The sequence below is a fragment of the Streptomyces sp. NPDC058257 genome, assembly GCF_042881845.1.
Lineage (GTDB): Bacteria > Actinomycetota > Actinomycetes > Streptomycetales > Streptomycetaceae > Streptomyces.
Map to the genome: position 1 here is coordinate 207646 of NZ_JBHVXJ010000014.1, position 20075 is coordinate 227720.

10 protein-coding genes are annotated in these 20075 nt (G+C 67.2%); 5 read left to right on the forward strand and 5 right to left on the reverse strand.

Annotated features, from left to right (window positions below):
- Position 1: 1 nt before the first annotated feature.
- Positions 2–1510, reverse strand: a complete 1509-nt coding sequence (locus ACFVXC_RS29585; protein ID WP_389911140.1) for a sulfatase-like hydrolase/transferase — start codon at positions 1508–1510, stop codon at positions 2–4.
- A 455-nt stretch (positions 1511–1965) separates the two neighbouring features.
- On the opposite strand from ACFVXC_RS29585, the gene ACFVXC_RS29590 reads away from it, so the two are divergent.
- From ACFVXC_RS29590 to ACFVXC_RS29610, 5 genes are all read left to right on the forward strand, one after another.
- Positions 1966–3228, forward strand: a complete 1263-nt coding sequence (locus tag ACFVXC_RS29590; protein ID WP_389911105.1) for an ROK family protein — start codon at positions 1966–1968, stop codon at positions 3226–3228.
- Between the two features lie 19 nt (positions 3229–3247).
- Positions 3248–4060: an ABC transporter permease gene (locus ACFVXC_RS29595; protein ID WP_389911108.1), complete on the forward strand. Its 813-nt coding sequence runs from the start codon at positions 3248–3250 to the stop codon at positions 4058–4060.
- Positions 4057–4839, forward strand: a complete 783-nt coding sequence (locus tag ACFVXC_RS29600; RefSeq protein ID WP_389911110.1) for an ABC transporter ATP-binding protein — start codon at positions 4057–4059, stop codon at positions 4837–4839. Before ACFVXC_RS29595 ends, ACFVXC_RS29600 begins: the two co-directional genes overlap by 4 nt.
- A gap of 110 nt (positions 4840–4949) precedes the next feature.
- The gene (locus ACFVXC_RS29605; RefSeq protein ID WP_389911113.1) at positions 4950–5933 is read left to right on the forward strand and encodes an aliphatic sulfonate ABC transporter substrate-binding protein; all 984 of its coding nucleotides are present in this window, start codon (positions 4950–4952) and stop codon (positions 5931–5933) included.
- A gap of 33 nt (positions 5934–5966) precedes the next feature.
- Entirely contained in the window at positions 5967–6902 is a 936-nt protein-coding gene (locus ACFVXC_RS29610) for a formylglycine-generating enzyme family protein (protein WP_389911115.1), read from the forward strand.
- A gap of 185 nt (positions 6903–7087) precedes the next feature.
- Here ACFVXC_RS29610 and xdhC read toward each other — a convergent pair whose 3' ends face one another.
- The 4 genes from xdhC to ACFVXC_RS29630 form a co-directional block, all read right to left on the reverse strand.
- Positions 7088–7897 (reverse strand): xanthine dehydrogenase accessory protein XdhC, encoded by an 810-nt coding sequence (gene xdhC, locus ACFVXC_RS29615; RefSeq protein ID WP_389911142.1) that lies wholly within the window; start codon positions 7895–7897, stop codon positions 7088–7090.
- 1 nt (position 7898) lies between these two features.
- Positions 7899–10343 (reverse strand): xanthine dehydrogenase molybdopterin binding subunit, encoded by a 2445-nt coding sequence (gene xdhB, locus ACFVXC_RS29620; protein WP_389911118.1) that lies wholly within the window; start codon positions 10341–10343, stop codon positions 7899–7901.
- A complete protein-coding gene (locus ACFVXC_RS29625) occupies positions 10340–11911 on the reverse strand; it encodes a xanthine dehydrogenase small subunit (protein ID WP_389911120.1) in 1572 nt (523 codons plus the stop codon). The genes xdhB and ACFVXC_RS29625 overlap by 4 nt, the downstream gene beginning before the upstream one ends.
- 331 nt (positions 11912–12242) lie before the next feature.
- Positions 12243–20066 (reverse strand): hypothetical protein, encoded by a 7824-nt coding sequence (locus ACFVXC_RS29630; protein ID WP_389911123.1) that lies wholly within the window; start codon positions 20064–20066, stop codon positions 12243–12245.
- Positions 20067–20075 lie beyond the last annotated feature (9 nt).

Consider the following 20075-nt stretch of genomic DNA (forward strand, 5'->3'; position numbering starts at 1 on the left):
ATCAGTGGGGGCGTGCGGCGCTGCCCTCTGAAGGCGCTTCGAGACCGCCGGTTTCGAACGCGGAGAGGGTCGTGTCGTAGTCCGTCTCCACGTCGTACATCGGCGTCATCCAGTGGTAGAAGTTGTCGCCGCGCTCGCGGAGCAGGTCGTACAGCTGCCGGGTCAGTGCCGTGCGTATGCCCAGCATTTCGGGGTGGTCATGGCGGTTGTGCAGTTCGTCGGGGTCGGCATCGAGGTCGTACAGCTCGTTGCGGGATTCCGGGTTGATCACCAGCTTGTGGCTTCTGGTGCGCAGCATCCGCTGCGGGTAGGGGAAGTGGTGGCCGTGGAATTCGGCGAGGTGGTGCTCGTCCCACTGCGGGTGCTCGCCGCGTACGAGGGGCAGCAGGCTGCGGCTGTCCACGGCCGGCTCGGTCTTGCTGCCCGCCAGGTCGAGAATGGTGGCGGTGCAGTCGGTGAGGGAGACGAACTCCTCGCGGACCTGGCCCTGCGGGGCGCCGGGGACCTTCAGGAGCCCGGGGATGCGGTAGATGTCCTCGTACATCGCAGGGCCCTTGTCGTGCAGCCGGTGGGCGCCGGTGAACTCGCCATGGTCGGCGGTGAAGAAGACCGCAGTCCTGTCGTCCAGGCCCAGCTCCCGCATGGCGTCGAGGATGCGGCCGATCTGCTCGTCGATGAGCGTGACGTAGCCCCAGTAGACGGCGATCAGCTTCCGCGACTCCTCAAGGGTCATGGTGTCGAAGGCCCACAGCTTGCTGTAGTTCTGCTGGACGGCCGGTTTCGCCGCGAAGGTCTCACTCACGGAGGCGGGCAGTTCGACGAGATCGGGGTCGTACATGTCGTAGTACGCGTCCGGCAGGATGTACGGCAGGTGCGGGCCGAAGAAGTGGGTGGCCAGGAAGAACGGCGCCCCATCGCCGTCGTCCTCCTGCGCGGCGAAGCGGCGGAGCATCTCGATGGCGCGCGTCGCCAGGTAGTACTCGAAGGTGGCTTCGACCGGCTGGTGGAGGCGGGCGGCGAGGAGGTTTCCGGGGCTGCCGTTGGGCGTGGTGCCCCGCACCGGATCCGTGATCCGGTACGGCGGCAGGGCGTTCTCCGCCAGGTAGGCGAGGTAGTCGGGGTGGTCCACGGGGTTGTGCCAGCCGACCAGGTCGGGGCCCTCGAAGCCGTAGTCGGCGGCGTTGCGCCGTACGCCGCCGTGCCACTTGCCGAGCAGGCCCAGGTTGTAGCCCTCGGAGCGCAGTTGCTCGGAGAAGGTGAACTGGCCGTCGGAGAGGTCCTCGAGATAGCCGACGTTGCGCTCGTAGTTGGCGAGCAGCTTGTGCCGGAACGGCGCCGCCCCGGTGAGCAGGCTGGCGCGCGCGGGTGTACAGATCGCGGTGGGGGTGTAGAAGCTGTCGAACCGTGTGCCTTCGGCCGCGAGCCGGTCGAGGTTCGGGGTGTGCGTGTGCGGGTTGCCATACGCGCCCAGGGTGTCCACCCGGTGTTGGTCGGTCATCAGGAAGAGCATGTTGTGGCGCACGGAGGGCCTCTCGGGTCGGTCGGTCCGGCTCGCGCGGCGGCCGGGGCGGGCCGACGCATCGGACGTCTGGATGTCTGGCACGCCGTCATGACGCCTCGGCGGGGGCCGATTCGGGGTGGCCGACGCTGCCGCTTTCGGAGCGTGACGCGGTTTCCGGTGTGTGACGCGGCTTCCGGTGCGTGGCCGATGGTGCCGTGCGATGCATGCTCCGACCCGGCGATCATTTAAGTCAAGAGTACGGACGTAAAACGTGCAGAGGTACCCCTTCGAGACGTACTGCCGCCGTTCCGCGCCGCCGAAGGCTTCGCGAGGCCAGGTCCCCGGGCGGGCCTGCCCGTACGTGTGAGCAGGTCAGGCCGGTATCGACGAAGAGCCTCGTGAAGGGTGTGGCATTCACATGAACAATTTGTTTCGACTCATTGACGAAAATACTCGGCGCTCACATGCTGTCCTGCATGCACGAACACGACGGCCCGCTGACGCGGCTCCGACGCAGCCATGAGCAAGCCGTTCTGGAGCTGCTCCGCAAGCACGGTCCGCTGAGCCGCGCCGAGTTGGGCGAGCGCAGCGGGCTGTCCCGAACCACGCTCCACGACATCGTCGCCGGGCTCGTGGGCAATGGCTCCGTGGTCGCGGGCACACCGCATGTCGAGGTGCGCAAGCGCGGCCGGCCGGTGGAGAAGCTCAGTCTCAACCCGGCCGCGGGCGAGGCGGTCGGCATCGACTTCGCACGCCGTGCCGTGCACGTCGCGGCGGTCAACTTCGCCCATGAGGTGATCGGTTCGGCGAGCGAGTCCCATGCCGCGGACCTGTCCTGGCCCGAGCGGATCGATATCGCGGAGCGCCTTCTCGCCACGTCGGCAACCGGATCGTCCGAGGGCCCGGCGGCTTCGGCGGGCCCGGCGGACGGCGGCGGGCGTGACTGGTCGGGCCCCGTCCACCTCGACGCGCTCAGCGCGATCGGCGTCGGCGTGGTCGGACCGATCACCGATCCCGGCAGCGAGAACGCCCGTGCTCAGGGCATCGACGGCCTGCCGGACCTGCTGCGCAAGCAGTTCGGTGTGCCGGTTCTCCTGGACAACAACACCCGGCTCGCGGCGCTCGCCGAAGCCGTATGGGGCGCGGCGGCGGACAGCAGCGACGTGCTCTACCTGCGGTTGTCGCACGGCGTCGGCGGCGGCCTCGTCGTGGGCGGCGCGCTGCACCGCGGCCGCAACGGCCTGTCCGGCGAGTTCGGGCACATCACCGTGGACCCCGCGGGCAGACCGTGCGAATGCGGCGGGGTCGGCTGTCTTGAGACCCGCGCCTCCCTGGACGCGGTCCTGAACCGCTACCGCGAAGACGGCGGCCGGGCCGACGACCTCGCCGGACTCCTCGACGCGGCCGCCACCGGCGAACCGTCCGCCCTGCACGTCCTTGAACGCGTCGGCAGCGACGTCGGCGGGGTACTCGCCGCCGTCTGTCATGCCGTCGGACCGGGCGTCATCGTCGTCGGCGGCGAGCTGGCAGAGGCAGGTCCCGCCCTCCTCGAACCGGTCGAACGGGCCCTGCGGCAGCAGCTGATGCCGCTGGCCCGCCAGCACGTGGACGTACGGCGCGCGACGCTCGGCGAGGCCGGCAGCGCGCTCGGCGGCATCGCCCTCGTTCTCCATGAATCCCCCCTGCTCTCCCATTACCCGCAGCCCGTCTCCGAGGAGAACGCGTGAAGCCACCAGCGAGGAACCCATGGCTGTGATCACTCCTGTCGACAAGACAGCCGCCGAAGGCCGTAGGGAGCGACCGCGCCGCTCCCGGCACCGGCCCCTGCTCCTCAACGCCGCCGCGGTGGCGGCAGGCATCGGCGTGTGGGGCGTCGTGGCCGCCCTGGGCCTGGTCGAGAACCTGCCCACGCCGACGGCGGTGGCGCAGAAGGCCGGCACCATGATCTCCGACGGCACCCTGGCGTCCGATACGTTGGCCAGTCTGCGCCGGGTCTTCCTCGGCTACGCCATCGGCGTGGCCGTGGCCGTACCGGTCGGCTTCCTCATGGGCTGGTATCCCACCGTGCGCGCCCTGGTCGAGCCGTACATCCAGTTCTTCCGCACCATTCCGCCGCTCGCGCTCATTCCGCTCGCGGTCGTGCTCTTGGGGATCGGCGAGGTGCCGAAGATCGCCGTGATCTTCCTGGCCTCGTTCATGGCCTGCGTCCTCTCCTCCTTCCAGGGCGTCATCGACGTCGACAAGACACTGATCAACGCGGCCCGGGTGCTCGGCGCGTCGGACCGCACGATCTTCGCCAAGGTGGTCGTCCCCGCCTCCACGCCGTTCATCCTCGTCGGCATGCGGATCGGCCTCGGCGCCTCCTGGGCCACCGTGGTCGCCGCCGAACTGATCGGCGCGCAGGAGGGGTTGGGCTACCGGATGCAGAAGGCGTCCACCTGGTTCGAAATGGACACGATCTTCGTGTCCCTGATCACGATCGGCGTGCTCGGGCTCATCATGGACCGGCTGCTGCTGCTGGCCGAGCGACGCCTCACCGGCTGGCAGGAGCGACGATGAACAGCAAGATCAGTTTCCGCGACGTGGTGAAGACCTTCCCGCTCAAGGCCGCGACCTTCACCGCTCTCGGCGGGGTGAGCCTGGACATCGCGGACCAGGAGTTCGTCACCGTCGTAGGGCCCTCCGGCTGCGGCAAGTCCACCCTGATGAGCATGGCCGCGGGGCTCCAGGAGCCCGACTCGGGCAGCGTCCTGGTCGACGGCACGCCGGTGTCGGGGCCAGGCCCCGACCGTGGAGTCATCTTCCAGCAGTACGCCCTCTTCCCCTGGCTGACCGTGCGGCAGAACGTGGAGTTCGGGCTCAAGCTCGCCTCCGTACCCGCCGTGGAGCGGCGTCGGCGCACCGATCAGGCCATCAGCCTCGTCGGCCTGGGCGACTTCGCCGACGCCCTGCCCAAGACGCTCTCCGGCGGGATGAAACAGCGCTGCGCCATCGCCCGCGCCTACGCGGTCGATCCCCAAGTGCTCCTCATGGACGAGCCGTTCGGCGCGCTCGACGCCCTGACCCGGGTACAGCTGCAGGACCAGCTGCTCGAGACCTGGAGCCAGGAGAAGCGCACCGTCCTCTTCATCACCCACGACGTGGACGAGGCCGTCTACCTCGCGAGCCGGGTCGTCGTCATGGCCGCCAAGCCCGGCCGCATCCACCGCGTCATCGACGTGGATCTGCCCTACCCCCGCACCGAGGAGATCCGGCTCTCGCCCGAGTTCCGGCACATCCGCAACGAGGTGTGGACCTCCGTGTACCACCAGGTAGCCCCGCCCCGGGCCGCCGCCTGAGGCGACGTCACCCGAACCGTCGGGCCCCGGGCACTTCGCAGAACCAGCACGTCACAGATCCAGCACGTCGCAGAACCAACCCCGCGCACCACCCCGAGAGGACATCCCGCATGCCCAGAAGGTCGATCAGGCACGCCGTCACGGCGCTGCCCGTCGCGTTCATGCTCTCGCTCTCCGCCAGCGCCTGCTCCAACAGCGCTTCCGAGGACAACAACACGGTCCGGTTCGGCTACATCGGTGACTACAACGGTGCCAGCCTCCTCGCGGTCGCCGAGAAGCAGGGGATGTGGAAGAAGGCGGGCCTGACCGCGCAGGTGAAGTCGTTCAACAACGGCCCCGTGCAGGTCCAGGCACTCAGCGCCGGCGACCTCGACTACGGCTACATCGGCCCCGGCGCGATGTGGCTCCCCGCATCCGGCAAGGCCAAGGTCGTCTCCATCAACACCCTCACGTACGCCGACCGGGTCATCGGCCAGCCCGGCATGAAGTCCATGAAGGACCTCAAGGGCAAGCGGGTCGGTGTACCCGAGGGCACCTCCGGCGACATGGTCCTCAACATCGCCCTGGCGAAGGCCGGGATGACGACGAAGGACATCGAGAAGGTCAACATGGACCCGTCCACGATCGTCTCCGCCTTCTCGTCCGGAAAGATCGATGGTGCGGGCTTCTTCTACCCCGCCATCGACACCATCAAGAAGAAGGTCCCGGGCCTCGAGGAGATAGCCAGCACCAAGGACACCGGGGATGCCTTCCCCACCGCGTTCGTCGCCGGTACCAAGGTGCCCGAGGGGAAGAACAGCAAGGTGATCAAGGTGTTGCAGCAAGCCAACGACTGGCGTACGCAGCACCCGGAAGAGACCATCACGCTCACCGCCAAGATGCTCCAGGTCACCGAGGCCCAGGCCAAGGCCGACGCCTCTCACGTCCAGACCCTCTCCACCAAGGACCTGGCAGCGAAGACCAAGAGCGGTGAGGTGGACAAGTGGCTGAAGAGTCTGGGCGACTTCTTCGTCCGCAACAAGCAGCTGGACGAGAACCCGGACCCCGGTGAGTACTACACGGGCGATCTCTACACGAACGCGTACAGCAAGTAGTCCTGGACCACCGGGCCGGAAATGAGCCTCCCCATGAAGAGCTGCTGCGCCCCCTCCGGCCCGAAGCCGCAGGCGCGCGATCTCCCCCACACGCCCGAAGGAGCAGTTCGTTCCAGCACCGCCGTGTGCCGCCCCGCGCACGCCGGGGACGCCGAGTACGCCGACCGCGTCCCCCTCCCCGGCGGAACCTTCCGCATGGGCAGCGAGGACGCTGACGCGAACCCCGGTGACGGCGAAGGCCCCGTACGCGACGTACCGGTCCCGCCCTTCGCCATAGACATCTACGCGGTCACCAACGCCCGCTTCGCGTCCTTCATCGAGCAGACCGGCTACGTCACCGAGGCGGAGGAGTTCGGCTGGAGCTACGTGTTCGCGAAGTTCCTGCCGGGCCCCCTGCGCAAGGCGTCAGCACGCCCGCCGGGGACCCCGTGGTGGTGCGGCGTCCAAGGCGCCGCCTGGAACAGACCGGAAGGGCCGGACAGCCGCCTCGACGGCCGCTGGGACCATCCCGTGATCCACGTGACGTGGCGAGACGCGACCGCCTTCGGCCGGTGGGCCGGCGGGCGACTGCCCACCGAGCAGGAGTGGGAGTACGCCGCACGCGGTGGCCTCGACCAGGCCCGCTACCCCTGGGGCGACGAACTCACGCCGGGTGGGGAGCACCGCTGCAACATCTGGCAGGGCACCTTCCCGTTCCGCAACACCGAGGCCGACGGCTTCGCGGGCACCGCTCCCGTCCACGCCTTCGAGCCCAATGGGTTCGGTCTCCACAACGTCGCGGGAAATGTCTGGGAGTGGTCCGCCGACCCCTGGCAGAACGGTGATCCCGACCGTCGCGCGATGCGAGGCGGTTCCTACCTCTGCCACGACTCGTACTGCAACCGATATCGTGTCGCCGCCCGCACCGCGAACACCGTCGACAGCTCCGCGGGCAACCTCGGCTTTCGCATGGCCTGGGACATCGACTGACACCGAGCGAGCGGCAGGAACGTAGACCGATCTCTTCTCCGTGCAGCGCATGTGAGGTGCTCGCGCCGGTGGAAGCGGCCGAATCGGGTGACTGGGAGACCGTGAAGACGGCCCTCGCACCCTTCGATGTCGGCCACGACCACCAACGCCATGCGATGTCGATCGGTGTCGACCCGGTCGGAGGGTCAGTTCCCACCTGCTTCGAACGTGCGCAGCAGATCGGCGGCGACGCTCACCGCGATGGTCGCGGGTTCCTTGCCGGTGATGTCCGCGAGGCCGATCGGCGTCTTGATCCGATCGATGGTGGCCTCGTCGTGACCGCCCTCGGTGGTGAGGCGTTTACGGAAACGCACCCACTTGGCCGCCGACCCGATAAGGCCGATGGAGCCGAGATGGGTGGTGCGCAGAGCGGCGTCGCACAGAGCGGCGTCCTCGGCATGATCATGAGTCATGATCAGGACGTGGGTGCCGCGCGGCAGCTCCGCGAGGACCCCTTCGGGCAACAGCAGCGTGTGATGTACGTGCACCTGCCCCACCGCGTCCGCCAGCACGCCGAGCCGCTCCTCGGTGAGGATGTCGGAGCGCGTGTCGATCAGATGGAGATCGAGGTCCTGGCGTGCCAGGATGCGCGCCAGCTCAAGGCCGACGTGCCCGACACCGAAGATCGCCACCGCCCGTACCACCGCCAGCGGTTCGAGCAGCACCGAGACCGTGCCGCCACAGCACTGCACGCCGTGCCGGTTGGTCACCTTCTCGTTCAGAGCGAAGTCCATCAGCTCCGGCTCCGGCTTGGCGGCGGCCATCATCTCCCGGGCCCGATCGATCGCGACGGCCTCGACATTGCCTCCACCGATCGAACCCCACGTCTCGGTCTCCCCCACCACGAGTTTCGCACCGGCGTCGCGCGGGGCGTGTCCGCGCACGGTCGTGACGGTCACCAGCACACCGGACTCCCGGCGTGCCCGCAACCGTGCGACCGCGGCGACCCACGTCATGTCAGGCACCGCTCAACGTTGCCGCATTCGTACGGATCTCACCGTTTCCTGGGTGGCCGCCGACGACAGAGCCGTGGTGGGCGAGCCCTGCGAATCCGGCGAATCCGGCCCGGGGGCCCTCATCCCGGCGAGCCGCCTGGATCGCCCAGTACACCGCCTCCGGCGTCGCGGGCGAGGCCAACTCGACGCTGACCCCGCTCGGCCCGAATGCGGCGGCGGCCTGCCGAAGGGCTTCCCGCACCGAGAACGCCAGCATCAACGGAGGCTCACCCACTGCCTTGGACCCGTATACCGCGCCTTCTTCCGTGGCGTTCTCCAGGAGCGTTACGTTGAACTCCTCGGGCATCTCCGAAAAGCTCGGCAGCTTGTAGGTGCTCGCGGCCTGGGTGAGGAGACGGCCGCGGTTCGGCCCGTCGCCGGTGTCCCAGCGCAGGTCCTCAAGTGTCAGCCACCCCGCGCCCTGCACGAACCCGCCCTCGACCTGTCCGATGTCGATCATCGGGGACAGGCTGTCGCCGACGTCATGCACGATGTCCACCCGCCGGATGCGGTACGCGCCGGTGAAGCCGTCCACCTCGACCTCGGCCGCGGCGGCGCCGATGGCGAAATACTTGAACGGCGTGCCGCTGAAGGACTTCGCGTCCCAGTGCAGACCCTCCGTCCGGTAGAAACCGGCCGCCGACAGCTGAACCCGCTGGAAGTACGCGGTGCGCACCAGGTCGTCCCAGGCCAGCTCCTTGTCACTGCCGAGGCTGCGAGCGACGCCCTCGACGATGCGCACATCCGCGGCACTCGAACCCAACTGGGTGGCGGCCACCTGCAGCAGCCGCTCGCGCAGCTGTTGGCAGGCGTTCTTCACCGCCGCGCCGTTGAGATCCGCACCGGAACTCGCCGCGGTGGCAGAGGTGTTGGGCACCTTGTCGGTGCGCGTGGGGGCAAGGCGTACCTTGTGCGGCGGGATACCCAGTGTGGTCGCGGCCACTTGCAGCATCTTGGTGTGCAGGCCCTGGCCCATCTCTGTGCCGCCGTGGTTGATCAGGACCGAGCCGTCCTTGTAGATCAGCACCAGCGCGCCGCCCTGGTTGAAGGCGGTGAGGTTGAACGAGATGCCGAACTTCACGCCGGTGATCGCGAGTGCCCGCTTGGTGTGGGGGTGCGCGGAGTTGAAGGCCGCGATCTCGCGCTTGCGATCCGCGAGTCCTCCGGTCTCCTTGACCTGCTGCCAGACGGCGGAGATCCGTTCGGGCTGAGCAACCGACTGTCCGTACGGCGTCACCTGACCCTGCGCGTAGAAGTTGCGCTCCCGCAACTCCATCGGATCCAGGCCGAGCAGCGGCGCGCACCGGCCCATGATGTCCTCGATCACCAGCATGCCCTGGGGGCCGCCGAAGCCGCGAAAGGCGGTGTTGGAGGCCTTGTTGGTCTTCGCGATGCGACCGGCGACGCGCGCGTTGGGAATCCAGTAGGTGTTGTCGATGTGGCACAGTGCGCGAGCCACCACCGGCTCGGACAGGTCGAGGCTCCATCCACCGTCGGCGGTCAAGGTGGCGTCCAGGGCCCGGATGCGACCGTCGGCGTCGAAGCCGATCTTCCACTGGGCGTGGAACCCGTGGCGCTTTCCGGACATGGTCAGATCCTGCGTCCGGTTGAGCCGCACCCGCACCGGCCGACCGGTCAGCTTGGCGCCGAGCGCGGCAATGGCCGCGAACCCGTGGGGCTGCATCTCCTTGCCGCCGAAACCGCCCCCCATCCGCAGACACTGCACGGTCACCTCGTGGCTGTGCAGGCCGAGAACGTGCGCGACGATTTCCTGGGTCTCCGAAGGATGCTGAGTGCTGCTCTGGACGAATACCTGCTCGGCCTCATCGACAAGGGCCAGCGCCGCGTGTGTCTCCAGATAGAAGTGTTCCTGATCGGAGAACTGGAACTCGCCGGTGAACACATGCGCGGAGTCCGCGAAGCCGGTCTCCGCGTCGCCGGTCAGCATCACGGGCCGGGCGCCGTGGAAACTGTCGGCCGCGATCGCGTCCTGCAGCGTGACCACGGAGGGCAGTTCGTCGAGTTCCACCTCGACGGCCGCGGCACCCAGCCGGGCCGCCTCCAGGGTCTCGCCCAACACCCAGGCGACCGCGTGGCCGTAGAACATGACGGTGTCGGGGAACAGCGGTTCGTCGTGCTTCATCCCGGCGTCGTTGACGCCGGGCACATCGGCGACGGTCAGCACGCGGACCACACCTGGCACGGCTAGCGCGTGCTCGGTGCGCAGCGCGGTGATCCTGCCATGGGCCTTCACGGCCTGGACCGGGTAGGCGTGCAGCACGTCCTTGGTGCGGTGGATCAGATCATCGGTGTAGAGCGCGGCACCGGTGACGTGCAGGGCAGCGCTCTCGTGCGGCAGGGAGACACCGACGACTGATTTCTCGGGGCGCTCGGACAACTCGCTCATGACGACACCGCCTCGGTGGTTTGTGCGTACAGCTTCAGCAGGCTCTGACCGAGCATCGCGGAGCGGTAGTCCGCGCTGGCACGGTGGTCGTTCATAGGTGTGCCCTGGGCCCGCAGCAACTGGGCCGCGGCCTCGACGGTCGGCGCCGCCCACGGCTCACCCTCCAGGGCCGCCTCGACGGCGAGGGCGCGGACCGGGGTGGCGGCCACGCCGCCAAGGCCGATGCGCGCCTTGCGGACGATCCCGTCCTCGATGTCGAGTGCGAAAGCGACCGCGACACTGGAGATGTCGTCGAAGCGTCGCTTGGCGATCTTGTGGAAGGCGGCGACCGGCGACAGTGGCAGCGGGATGCGCACGGCGCGGATCAGCTCGCCGGGACGGCGCACGCTCTGCCGGTAGCCGGTGAAGTAGTCGGACAGGGGGATCTCGCGCTCACCGTCGGCGTCGGCGAGCACCACCGAAGCATCGAGGGCGAGCAGCGCCGGCGGACTGTCACCGATCGGGGAGCCGGTACCCAGGTTGCCGCCGAGGGTCGCGCTGTTGCGGATGAGCCGGGATGCGAACTGCGGGAACAGTTCCGCCAACAGTGGGATGCGGCCATCGAGACGGCGTTCGATCTCCGTGAGCGTCAGCGCCGCCCCGATCTCGACGTGGTCGGATTCGACCAGCAGTTCCCTCAGTTCGGCCAGGCGGTCGACTGCGACCACGCAGTTCTCCCGCCGGGACCGGATATTCACCTCCACGCCCCAGTCGGTACTTCCGGCAACCACCACGGCGTCAGGCCGGTCACGCATCAGCCGCAGCACGTCCGCCAGGGTGCCCGGGCGCAGGAACTCCCTGCCGTCCTGGGTGTATTCGGTGGCAACCGGTGCGGGCGCGGCTTGCTCGCGACGCCGCGCAAGCAGGTCCTCGTCGGTGGGCGTACCGACGGCGAACGCGGCATCGCGGATCGGGCGATATCCGGTGCAGCGGCAGAGGTTTCCGCTCAGCGCGTGCAGATCGAACCCGTTAGGACCGTGCTCGGAGTCGGCGCTGTCGACCGAGTCGGTGCTGCTGGCCGCGGAGGTGCTGTCGGCTGCGGCGGTGCTTCCGGCTACGGCGGTGCTTTCGGCTGCGGCGGTGCTTTCGGCTACGGCGGTGCTTTCGGCCGAGTCCGCGGGCGCGCAGCGGTCAGGTCGGTAGTACTCAGCTGCCATGCTGCAGATGAATCCCGGTGTGCAGTAACCGCACTGGGAGCCGCCGCGGACGGCCATCTCCCGCTGCACCGGGTGGAGCGTGGGCGGCGCGCCGGGTTCACCGGCGGTGGCGAGACCCTCGGAGGTGATGATCTCCTGGCCGTCAAGGGCGGCGGCAGGCACCAGGCAGGCGTTGACAGCGACCCAGTCGGTGGGCTTGTTCACTCCGGGACGCGCGACCAGGACCGAACAGGCGCCGCATTCACCCTCGGCGCAGCCTTCCTTGGTGCCGGTGAGGCCGCGCTCGCGCAGGAACTCCAGTGCTGTGGTGTGGGTCGCAGCCGGTGAGATCGGTGCTTCTTTCCCATTGACCGTGATCCGCGCCGCTACCATGACAGGCCTTCGTTTCGGTACGCGATCGGTCGCTTCATCATGTTCGCCAATTTCAGGCAGCTTTCTGTGTTCAGAGGCGCCACAGAAGAGGAGTGGGCGCAAAAGGGCACGCGAGAGTTGCGTGCCAGAAGATGGTGAAGGTGAATCCGGAATGTGCCGCAGACAGGCACATCAGAACGGCGTACTTAGCTGCCGTGTGCGATACGACCCGGAACCCAGACGGTGCGCTGGGCGAGGCGACCGAGATCAGAGCTGGTGTTCATCCGCTGGTCGCCTCCTTCGGCAGTTACAGTCGTTGGCCACCGCAACCTAGTAGCTGGGGGCACAGCGGTCAAGAGGTCGGGCTCTGAATGCTGTCGCCGTTGTTGCCGATCAGGACGTAGGTGCCGATCCGCCGGAAATCGTTCATCACACCGAACATGCTCTTGCCCGACGGCATGAGGGCCTGGAGAGACGGGTCCTGCGTCAGCTGGGCGCTGAACATCTCCTTGTACGCGTTGTAGACCCTCGCCGTGTAGGTGGGCTCCTTCGCCGCGTTGGTCCTGTGGTCGTTGGTGAGGGCGATGGAGGCGAGGTCCATGAGGTAGCAGTCGATCAGGTCTGTGACGTCCTTGGCCTTGGCCCCCTTCGCTTCCGTCTCTGCATCTTCCGCGAAGACACGGGCCATGCCCAGGACGATGTCGCGGTAGATACGGTGCCTCGTGCTGCTGGGGAAGGCGGCCATGATGTGGTCGGCCTGACCCGCGCCCTCGGTGTTCATGGTGCGCGGCGTCTTCAGATCGTCCAGTCCGGGAACGGCCAGCGGGACCCCTTCGAACATCGACTCCTCGTCAGGAATGTCCGTGTTCCGTGAGGCGAGGGGATGCAGACCGATCTCATGGGCCAGCATGCCCATGATGTAACCGACGTCGTACTTCTCGAAGTAGTAGCTCGCCAAGTTGATATCGACACCTGCGTCGCCGCGGTCCTGCACATCGGCCGGCGTCTCCGTAGTACGCACGTGCAGAGTGATCCGGACCTGACGGTCACCGACATAGTTCCGGATCGTCTCGTGCCTCCGCAACAGATCGATGATGCGGGCGGCCTTGTCGCGGTACGTCTCGTTCGAGTGCTTCAGGTTGGTGAACTCGTAGTTCCCCGTTGCTCCATCGGGCGCGGGGCTCGGGTCCTGCGTGCTGGGGTTCTGCGTGCTCGGGTCCTGCGGCATGCGGGCCGGAGCCTCGGCGCCCACCGTGTCGCCGTCGGCCGACATGGGCAGAGAGACCGGGTCCACCCAGACCGACTCACGCAGAACTGGGGCAGCGCCCGTGCGAGCCGCGTCCCAGCTCTGCTCGCTGTCCTGCTCACTCTCCTGCTCGGTCAGCTGATGCGGCGGCGGCACATCACCGATCAGAGCGCCCATCAAGGCCAGATGACGGCCACGAAGACCAGCCGCAGCAAGCGATGACTCCTCTGGATCCGCATAAAGGTCTCCCAGCAAACTGCCCTGAATGTGGGGCCGGTGCGGGGAATCAGCGTCACGGTACTCATCCCGCAGACCAAGCTGATGAGACAGCTCATGCACCATCTGTACGGGATCAGCGTCCGCCCACCACGTGTTCTGATCCATCGCACGGTCCCGGCCCACCAAGTCCACGGTCAAGTGGGGGGCGTCGGCGGGGTCGACGTGCTCGACGGTGACGTGCAGCAGGTCACCGTTGGGCAGGCGGTGGCCGGGCGCGTTCAGGAACTCGGCCACACCCGCGCCGAGTTGCGCGAGAGCATGCGCGGCTTGCCCGTCCGCGCCGCGCATCGCGATGCGGACGGTCAGATCGGTGACCGGATCGGCGTCGTACGTGAACCGCCGCGCGTCGAACCCTGAACGCACCACGAACCGGGGCCGACTGTCACGCGGCCTCCGCGGCTGGGTCTGCGACGCGGTGTCGGTGCTGCCTTGCGGAAGCCGGGGACGGGTCTCGCCGGTGTCGCTACTGGCGGACACCGGATCAGCAGTCTGGATGCTGTCGCCCCGGTTCTTGAACGCGACGCTGCCGCCCAGGCCGAGGAAATTGCCCGTGACGTTGTACCAACTCTTGTCGCCCGGCAGCAGGTCCCGTACAGGACTGTCCTGCGCCAACTGCTCCGCGAACTGCGCCTTGTACGCGTTATAGGCCCTCGCCGTGTAAGCGGTGTCCTTGATCGCCTCCCTCCGGTGATCATTGGTGACCGCGATCGTCGCCAGGTCCATCAGATAGGTGTCGACCAGATCGGTCACGTCCTTGGACTTGGCACCCATCACACCCACCCGCGCACGCCGCGCGAGCACCTCCGCCATCTCCACGACGATGCCGCGATAGATACCGTGCCGGATGGATTGCGGGAGGGCAGCCATGATGTGATCCGCCTGCCCCGCCCCCACGGTGTTCATGAAACGCGGCGTCTTCAGCGTCTCCAACCCCGGCACCTGCAACGGCATCCCCCGGAACAGATCCTCCTCCTCGAAGATCCGCGCATCACGAGCAGCCAGAGGATGCAGACCGATCTCATGAGCCAGCATCCCCATGATGTAACCAGTGTCGTACTTCTCGAAGTAGTAGCTCGCGAGAGCGATGTCGACACCGTCGTCGCCACGGTCGATCACATCGGCCGGAGTCTCCGTCGTCCGCACGTGCAGGGTGATTCGGACCTGGCGGTCACCGACGTAGCCCTTGATGGTCCTGTGCTCGTCAAGCAGCTCGATGATCCGGACCGCCTTGTCGAGGTACCTCTCCGTCTGCTTCAGGTTGGTGAACTCATAGCTCCCCAGCTTGAAGGGACGGAGGACCGGCTCCGACGCGGCGGGCGCCGCATCGGGGTTCTCCGTGCCGTCGGTGTTGGCCTGGGGCAGTCGGGGACGGGCCTCGCCGGTGTTGCCGCCGGTGGTGGTGTCGCCGATGGTGGTCTCGCCGGTCTGGTCCCGAGTGACAGCGACGGGCTGCTGGATGCTGTCGCCCCGGTTCTTGAACGCGGCACTGCTGCCCAGGCCCAGGAAATCGACCGTGACGTAGTACCAGTTCTTCTCGGCCGGCAGCAGTGCCAGCACCGGACTATTCTGCGCCAACTGCGCGGCGAACTGCGCCCTGTACGCGTTGTAGACCCTCCCTGTGTTCCGCGGCTCCCACGCCGCGTCCACACGATTGTCATTGGTGACCGCGATCGTGGCCAGGTCCATCAGATAGGTGTCGACCAGGTCGGTGACATCCTTGAACTTCGCGCCCATCACGCCGACCCGCGCGTGTCGCGCGAGCACCTCCGCCATCTCGATGACAATGCCGCGGTAGATGCCGTGCCGGGTCGACTCGGGCAGAGCAGCCATGACATGGTCCGCCTGACCCGCCCCCACGGTGTTCATGAAACGCGGCGTCTTCAGCCCCGGCACCTGATAGGGCGTTCCCCGGAGCAGATCCTCCTCCTCAACGATCTTCGTATTACGGTCGGCGAGAGGATGCAGACCGATCTCATGAGCCAACATCCCCATGATGTAACCGATGTCGTACTTCTCGAAGTAGTAGCTCGCGAGATTGATGTCGACACCGCGATCGCCGCGGTCGATCACATCGGCCGGGGTCTCCGTCGTCCGCACATGCAGGGTGATCCGGACCTGCCGATCACCGACATAGCTCCGGATCGTCCCGTGCTCGTCGAGCAACCCGACGATCCGGACCGCCTTATCGAGGTACGCCTCCGTCTGATTGAGGTTGGTGAACTCGAAGTTCCCCAGCCTGAAGGGACGGAGGACCGGCTCCGAAGCGGCGGGCGGCGGGGCGGCGGTGTTGGCCTGGGGCAGTCTGGGGCGTGCCTCACCGGTGGTGCTGTCGGTGGTGGTCTCGCCAGTCTGGTCCGGAGTGACAGTGACGGGTTGCCGGATGCTGTCACCGCGGTTGTTGGTTCCGACGCGGGTGGCAAGTGCGGCGAAGTCCCCAAGGACACCGAGCCTTCCCTTGTCCGCGGGCAACAGGGCACGCACGGCACTTTCCGGGGCAAGCTGCTCGGCCAGCTGCGCCTTATAGGCGTTGTAGACCCTTGCCGTATAGGACGGGTCCATGATTGCCCTCGCCCGGTGGTCATTGGTGACCGCGATGGAGGCCAGGTCCATCAGGTAGGTGTCGATCAGATCGGTCACGTCCTGGGACTTGGCACCTTCCACGCCGACCCGTACGTGCCGCGCGAGTACCTCGGCCATCTCCAGGACGATGCCCCGGTAGATGCCGTGCCGGATCGTGTGAGGGAAAGCGGACATGACGTGGTCCGCCTGACCCGCTCCCTCGGTGTTCATGAATCGCGGCGTCTTCAGTGTCTCCAACCCCGGCACCAGAAGAGGCATCCCCTGGTACAGCTCCTCCTCCTCGAGGATCCGCGTATTACGCGAGGCGAGGGGGTGCAGACCGATCTCATGGGCCAGCATCCCCATGATGTGACCGATGTCGTACTTCTCGAAGTAGTAGCTCGCCAGCGCGATGTCGACACCGTCATCGCCGCGGTCGATCACATCGGCCGGAGTCTCCGTCGTCCGCACATGCAAGGTGATCCGGACCTGCCGATCACCGACATAGTCCTTGATCGTGCCGTGCTCGTCGAGCAACTCGACGATCCGGACCGCCTTGTTGAGGTACGCCTCCGTCTGATTCAAATTGGTGAACTCGTAGCTCCCCAGCTTGAAGGAGTTCGGTGCCGTGTCCGAGTCCGGCGGAGCGTGCGCCGGTATCTCGGTGGCTGCCGTGCCGTCGGCAGGCCGGGGCAGGGAGACCGGGTCGACCCAGATCGCCTCGCGGGTCTCCACAGGAGCGGCATTTCGGGCGTCCGCCCAGCTCTGGTCGGTCAGGTCATCGCTCGGCTGCGGCGCCGGCGTCACGTCACCGATGAGCGCTCCGAGCAGGGCCAGGTGCCGGTCACGCAGGCCCGCAGGGGCCAGCGACGGGTTTTCCGGCGCCTTGTTGAGGTCACCGAGGAGGCTGCCCAGGATGTGGGCGCGATGCGGCGAATCGGCATCCCTGTACTCATCGCGCAGGCCCAGCTGGTGGGTGAGCTCGTGCACCAACTGCACCGGGGCGGCATCCGCCCACCAGGTCGTCTGATCCATCGCCTGATCCCGGCCCGCCAGATCCACGGTCAGGTGCGGGGCATCGGCATCGGCATCGGCATCGGTGGGAGCGACATGTTCGACAGTCACGCGCAACCGGTCACCGTTGAGCAGGCGATAATCCGGGGCGTTCAGGAACTCCTCCACACCCGAACTGAGTTGGTCAAACACGCGGGCGGCGTCGCCGTCCGTACCGCGCAACGCGACACGGACCGTCAGCTCGGTGACCGGCGTTCCCTGATACGAGAACCGCCGCGCGTCGAACCCGGAACGCACCACGAACCGAGGCCGACTGTCACGCGGAGCACGCGCCGATGTCGCGACGGTCGGCGCCGTGTCGATGTTGCCCTGTGGCAGTCGGGGGCGTGCCTCGCCGATGTCGCTACTGGTCTGCGTCGGAGCAGCAGGCCGTTGGATGCTGTCGCCCTGGTTGTTGAACATGACGCTGCCGCCCAGGCCGAGGAAATTGCCCGTGACGTTGCGCCAATTCTTGTCCGCCGGCAACAGCTCCCGCACCGGACTGTCCTCCGCCAACTGCGCGGCGAACTGTGCCTTGTACGCGTTATAGGCCCTCGCCGTGTACGAGGGGTCCTTGAACGCCTCCCCACGATGGTCATTGGTGACCGCGATCGTCGCCAGGTCCATCAAATAGGTGTGGATCAGATCGGTCACATCCTGGGACTTCGCACCCATCACCCCAACCCGCGCATGCCGCGCCATCACCCCGGCCATCTCCACCACAATGCCCCGGTAAATGCCGTGCCGGATCGTGTGAGGGAAAGCGGCCAAGATGTGGTCGGCCTGACCCGCCCCCACGGTGTTCATCAAACGCGGCGTCTTCAAAGTCTCGAGCCCCGGCACCATCAAGGGCGTGTCCCCGAACTCCCTCGCATCCCGCGGCATCCTCGCGTCGCGGGCCGCGAGAGGATGCAGACCAATCTCATGAGCGAGCATCCCCATGATGTAACCGACGCCGTACTTCTCGAAGTAGTAACTCGCCAAAGCGATGTCCACACCGGCATCACCACGATCGATCACATCCGCCGGAGTCTCCGTCGTCCGCACATGCAGAGTGATCCGAACCTGACGACCACCGACATACCTCTTGATCGTGCTGTGCTCGTCCAGCAACCCGACGATCCGCACCGCCTTGTCGACGTACTTCTCCGTCTGATTCAGATTGGTGAACTTATAGCTACCCAGCCTGAAGGACCCCATCGCCGGCTCCGGAGCAGTAGGTGCTGTGTCCGAGTCCTGCGGAGCGTGAGCCGGTACCTCGGTGACTGCTGCCGTGCCGTCGGTGTCGGTCTGGGGCAGGGAGACCGGGTCGACCCAGATGGCCTCGCGGGTTTCCGCAATGGCGGAGTTCCGGGCCGCGGCCCACGTCTGATCGGCCTGGTCACCGTCCTGCTGCGGTGCCGGGGTCACCTCGCCGATGAGCGCTCCGAGCAGGGCCAGGTGCCGGTCGCGCAGACCGGTGGGGGCGAGGGACGGGTCTTCGGGAACCTCATTGAGGTCGCCGAGGAGGCTACCGAGGATATGGGGGCGGTGCGGGGAATCGGCATCCCGGTACTCGTCACGCAGACCCAGCTGATGGGTGAGCTCGTGTACCAACTGCACCGGGGCCGCGTCGGCCCACCAGGTCGTCTGATCCATCGCGCGGTCCCGACCCGCCAAATCCACAGTCAGGTGCGGCGCATCGGTGGGAGCCACGTGCTCGACGGTCACATGCAGTCGGTCGCCGTTGAGCAGACGGTAGTCCGGGCCGTTCAGGAACTCGCCCACACCCGCACTGAGCTGGTCGAACACGTGAGCAGCCTCGTCGTTCCCGCCGCGCAACGCGACGCGGACAGTGAGCTCGGTGACCGGCTCGCCCTGGTACGAGAACCGCCGGGCATCGAAACCGGAACGCACCACGAACCGGGGACGGCTGTCGCGCGGGCCGCCGCGCACCGGCGAGGTGACGGTGGACCCTGTCTGCGGCACAGGGTCCGTGCCGGCCTCGGGCAGTCTGGGGCGTGCCTCACCAGCGGTGTCTCCGGTCGGGTCCGGAGTGACAGTGACGGGCTGCTGGATGCTGTCGCCGGAATTGTAGGTAGCGATGCTGGTGGCGAGTTGGGTGAAGGACCGAGCGACGCCGAACAGGCTCTTGTTCGACGGCAGGAGGTCCCGAAGAGCAGTGTTCTCCGCCAACTGGGCGTGGAGCATCTCCTTGTAGGCGTTGTAGACCCTCGCCGTGTAGTTGGGTTCCTTGACCGCGTTCATCCGGTAGTCGCTGGTGACCGCGATGGAGGCGAGGTCCATCAGGTAGGTGTCGAAGAGGTCGGTGACGTCCTGGGACTTGGCGCCCGCCACGCCGACCCGCGCACGCCGAGCGAGCACCTTGGCCATCTCGATGACGATGTCCCGGTAGATGCCGTGCCGGATCGTGCGGGGGTAGGCCGCCATGATGTGGTGGGCCTGCATCGCCGAATCGGTGTTCATCATGCGGGGCGTCTGCAGGTCGGTCAGTCCCGGCACCGGCAGGGGCATGCCCTGGTACGCCTCCTCCTGCTCGGCAATGTCCGTGTTCCGGGAGGCGAGCGGATGCAGGCCGATCTCGTGGGCGAGCATGCCCATGATGTAGCCGGTGTCGTACTTCTCGAAGTAGTAGCTGGCGAGGTTGATCTGGACGCCGTCGTCGCCCAGATCGCGTACGTCGGCCGGGGTCTCGGTCGTGCGCACGTGCAGGGTGATCCGGACGGGGCGGTCGCCGACGTAGTCCTTGATGGTGCTGTGCTCATCGAGCAACTCGATGATCCGGACCGCCTTGTCCAGATACCTCTCCGTCTGATTCAGATTGGTGAACTCGTAGCTACCCAGCTTGAAGGGACGGAGGACGGGCTCCGGTGGGGCGGGCGTCGCGTTCGGGTTCTGCGGCGTACCGGCCGGGGCGCCGGTGGTCTCCGAGCCGTCGGTGTTGGCCTGCGGAAGTCGGGGGCGTGCCTCGCCGATGTCGCTACTGGTCTGCGTCGGAGCAGCAGGCCGTTGGATGCTGTCGCCCTGGTTGTTGAACATGACGCTGCC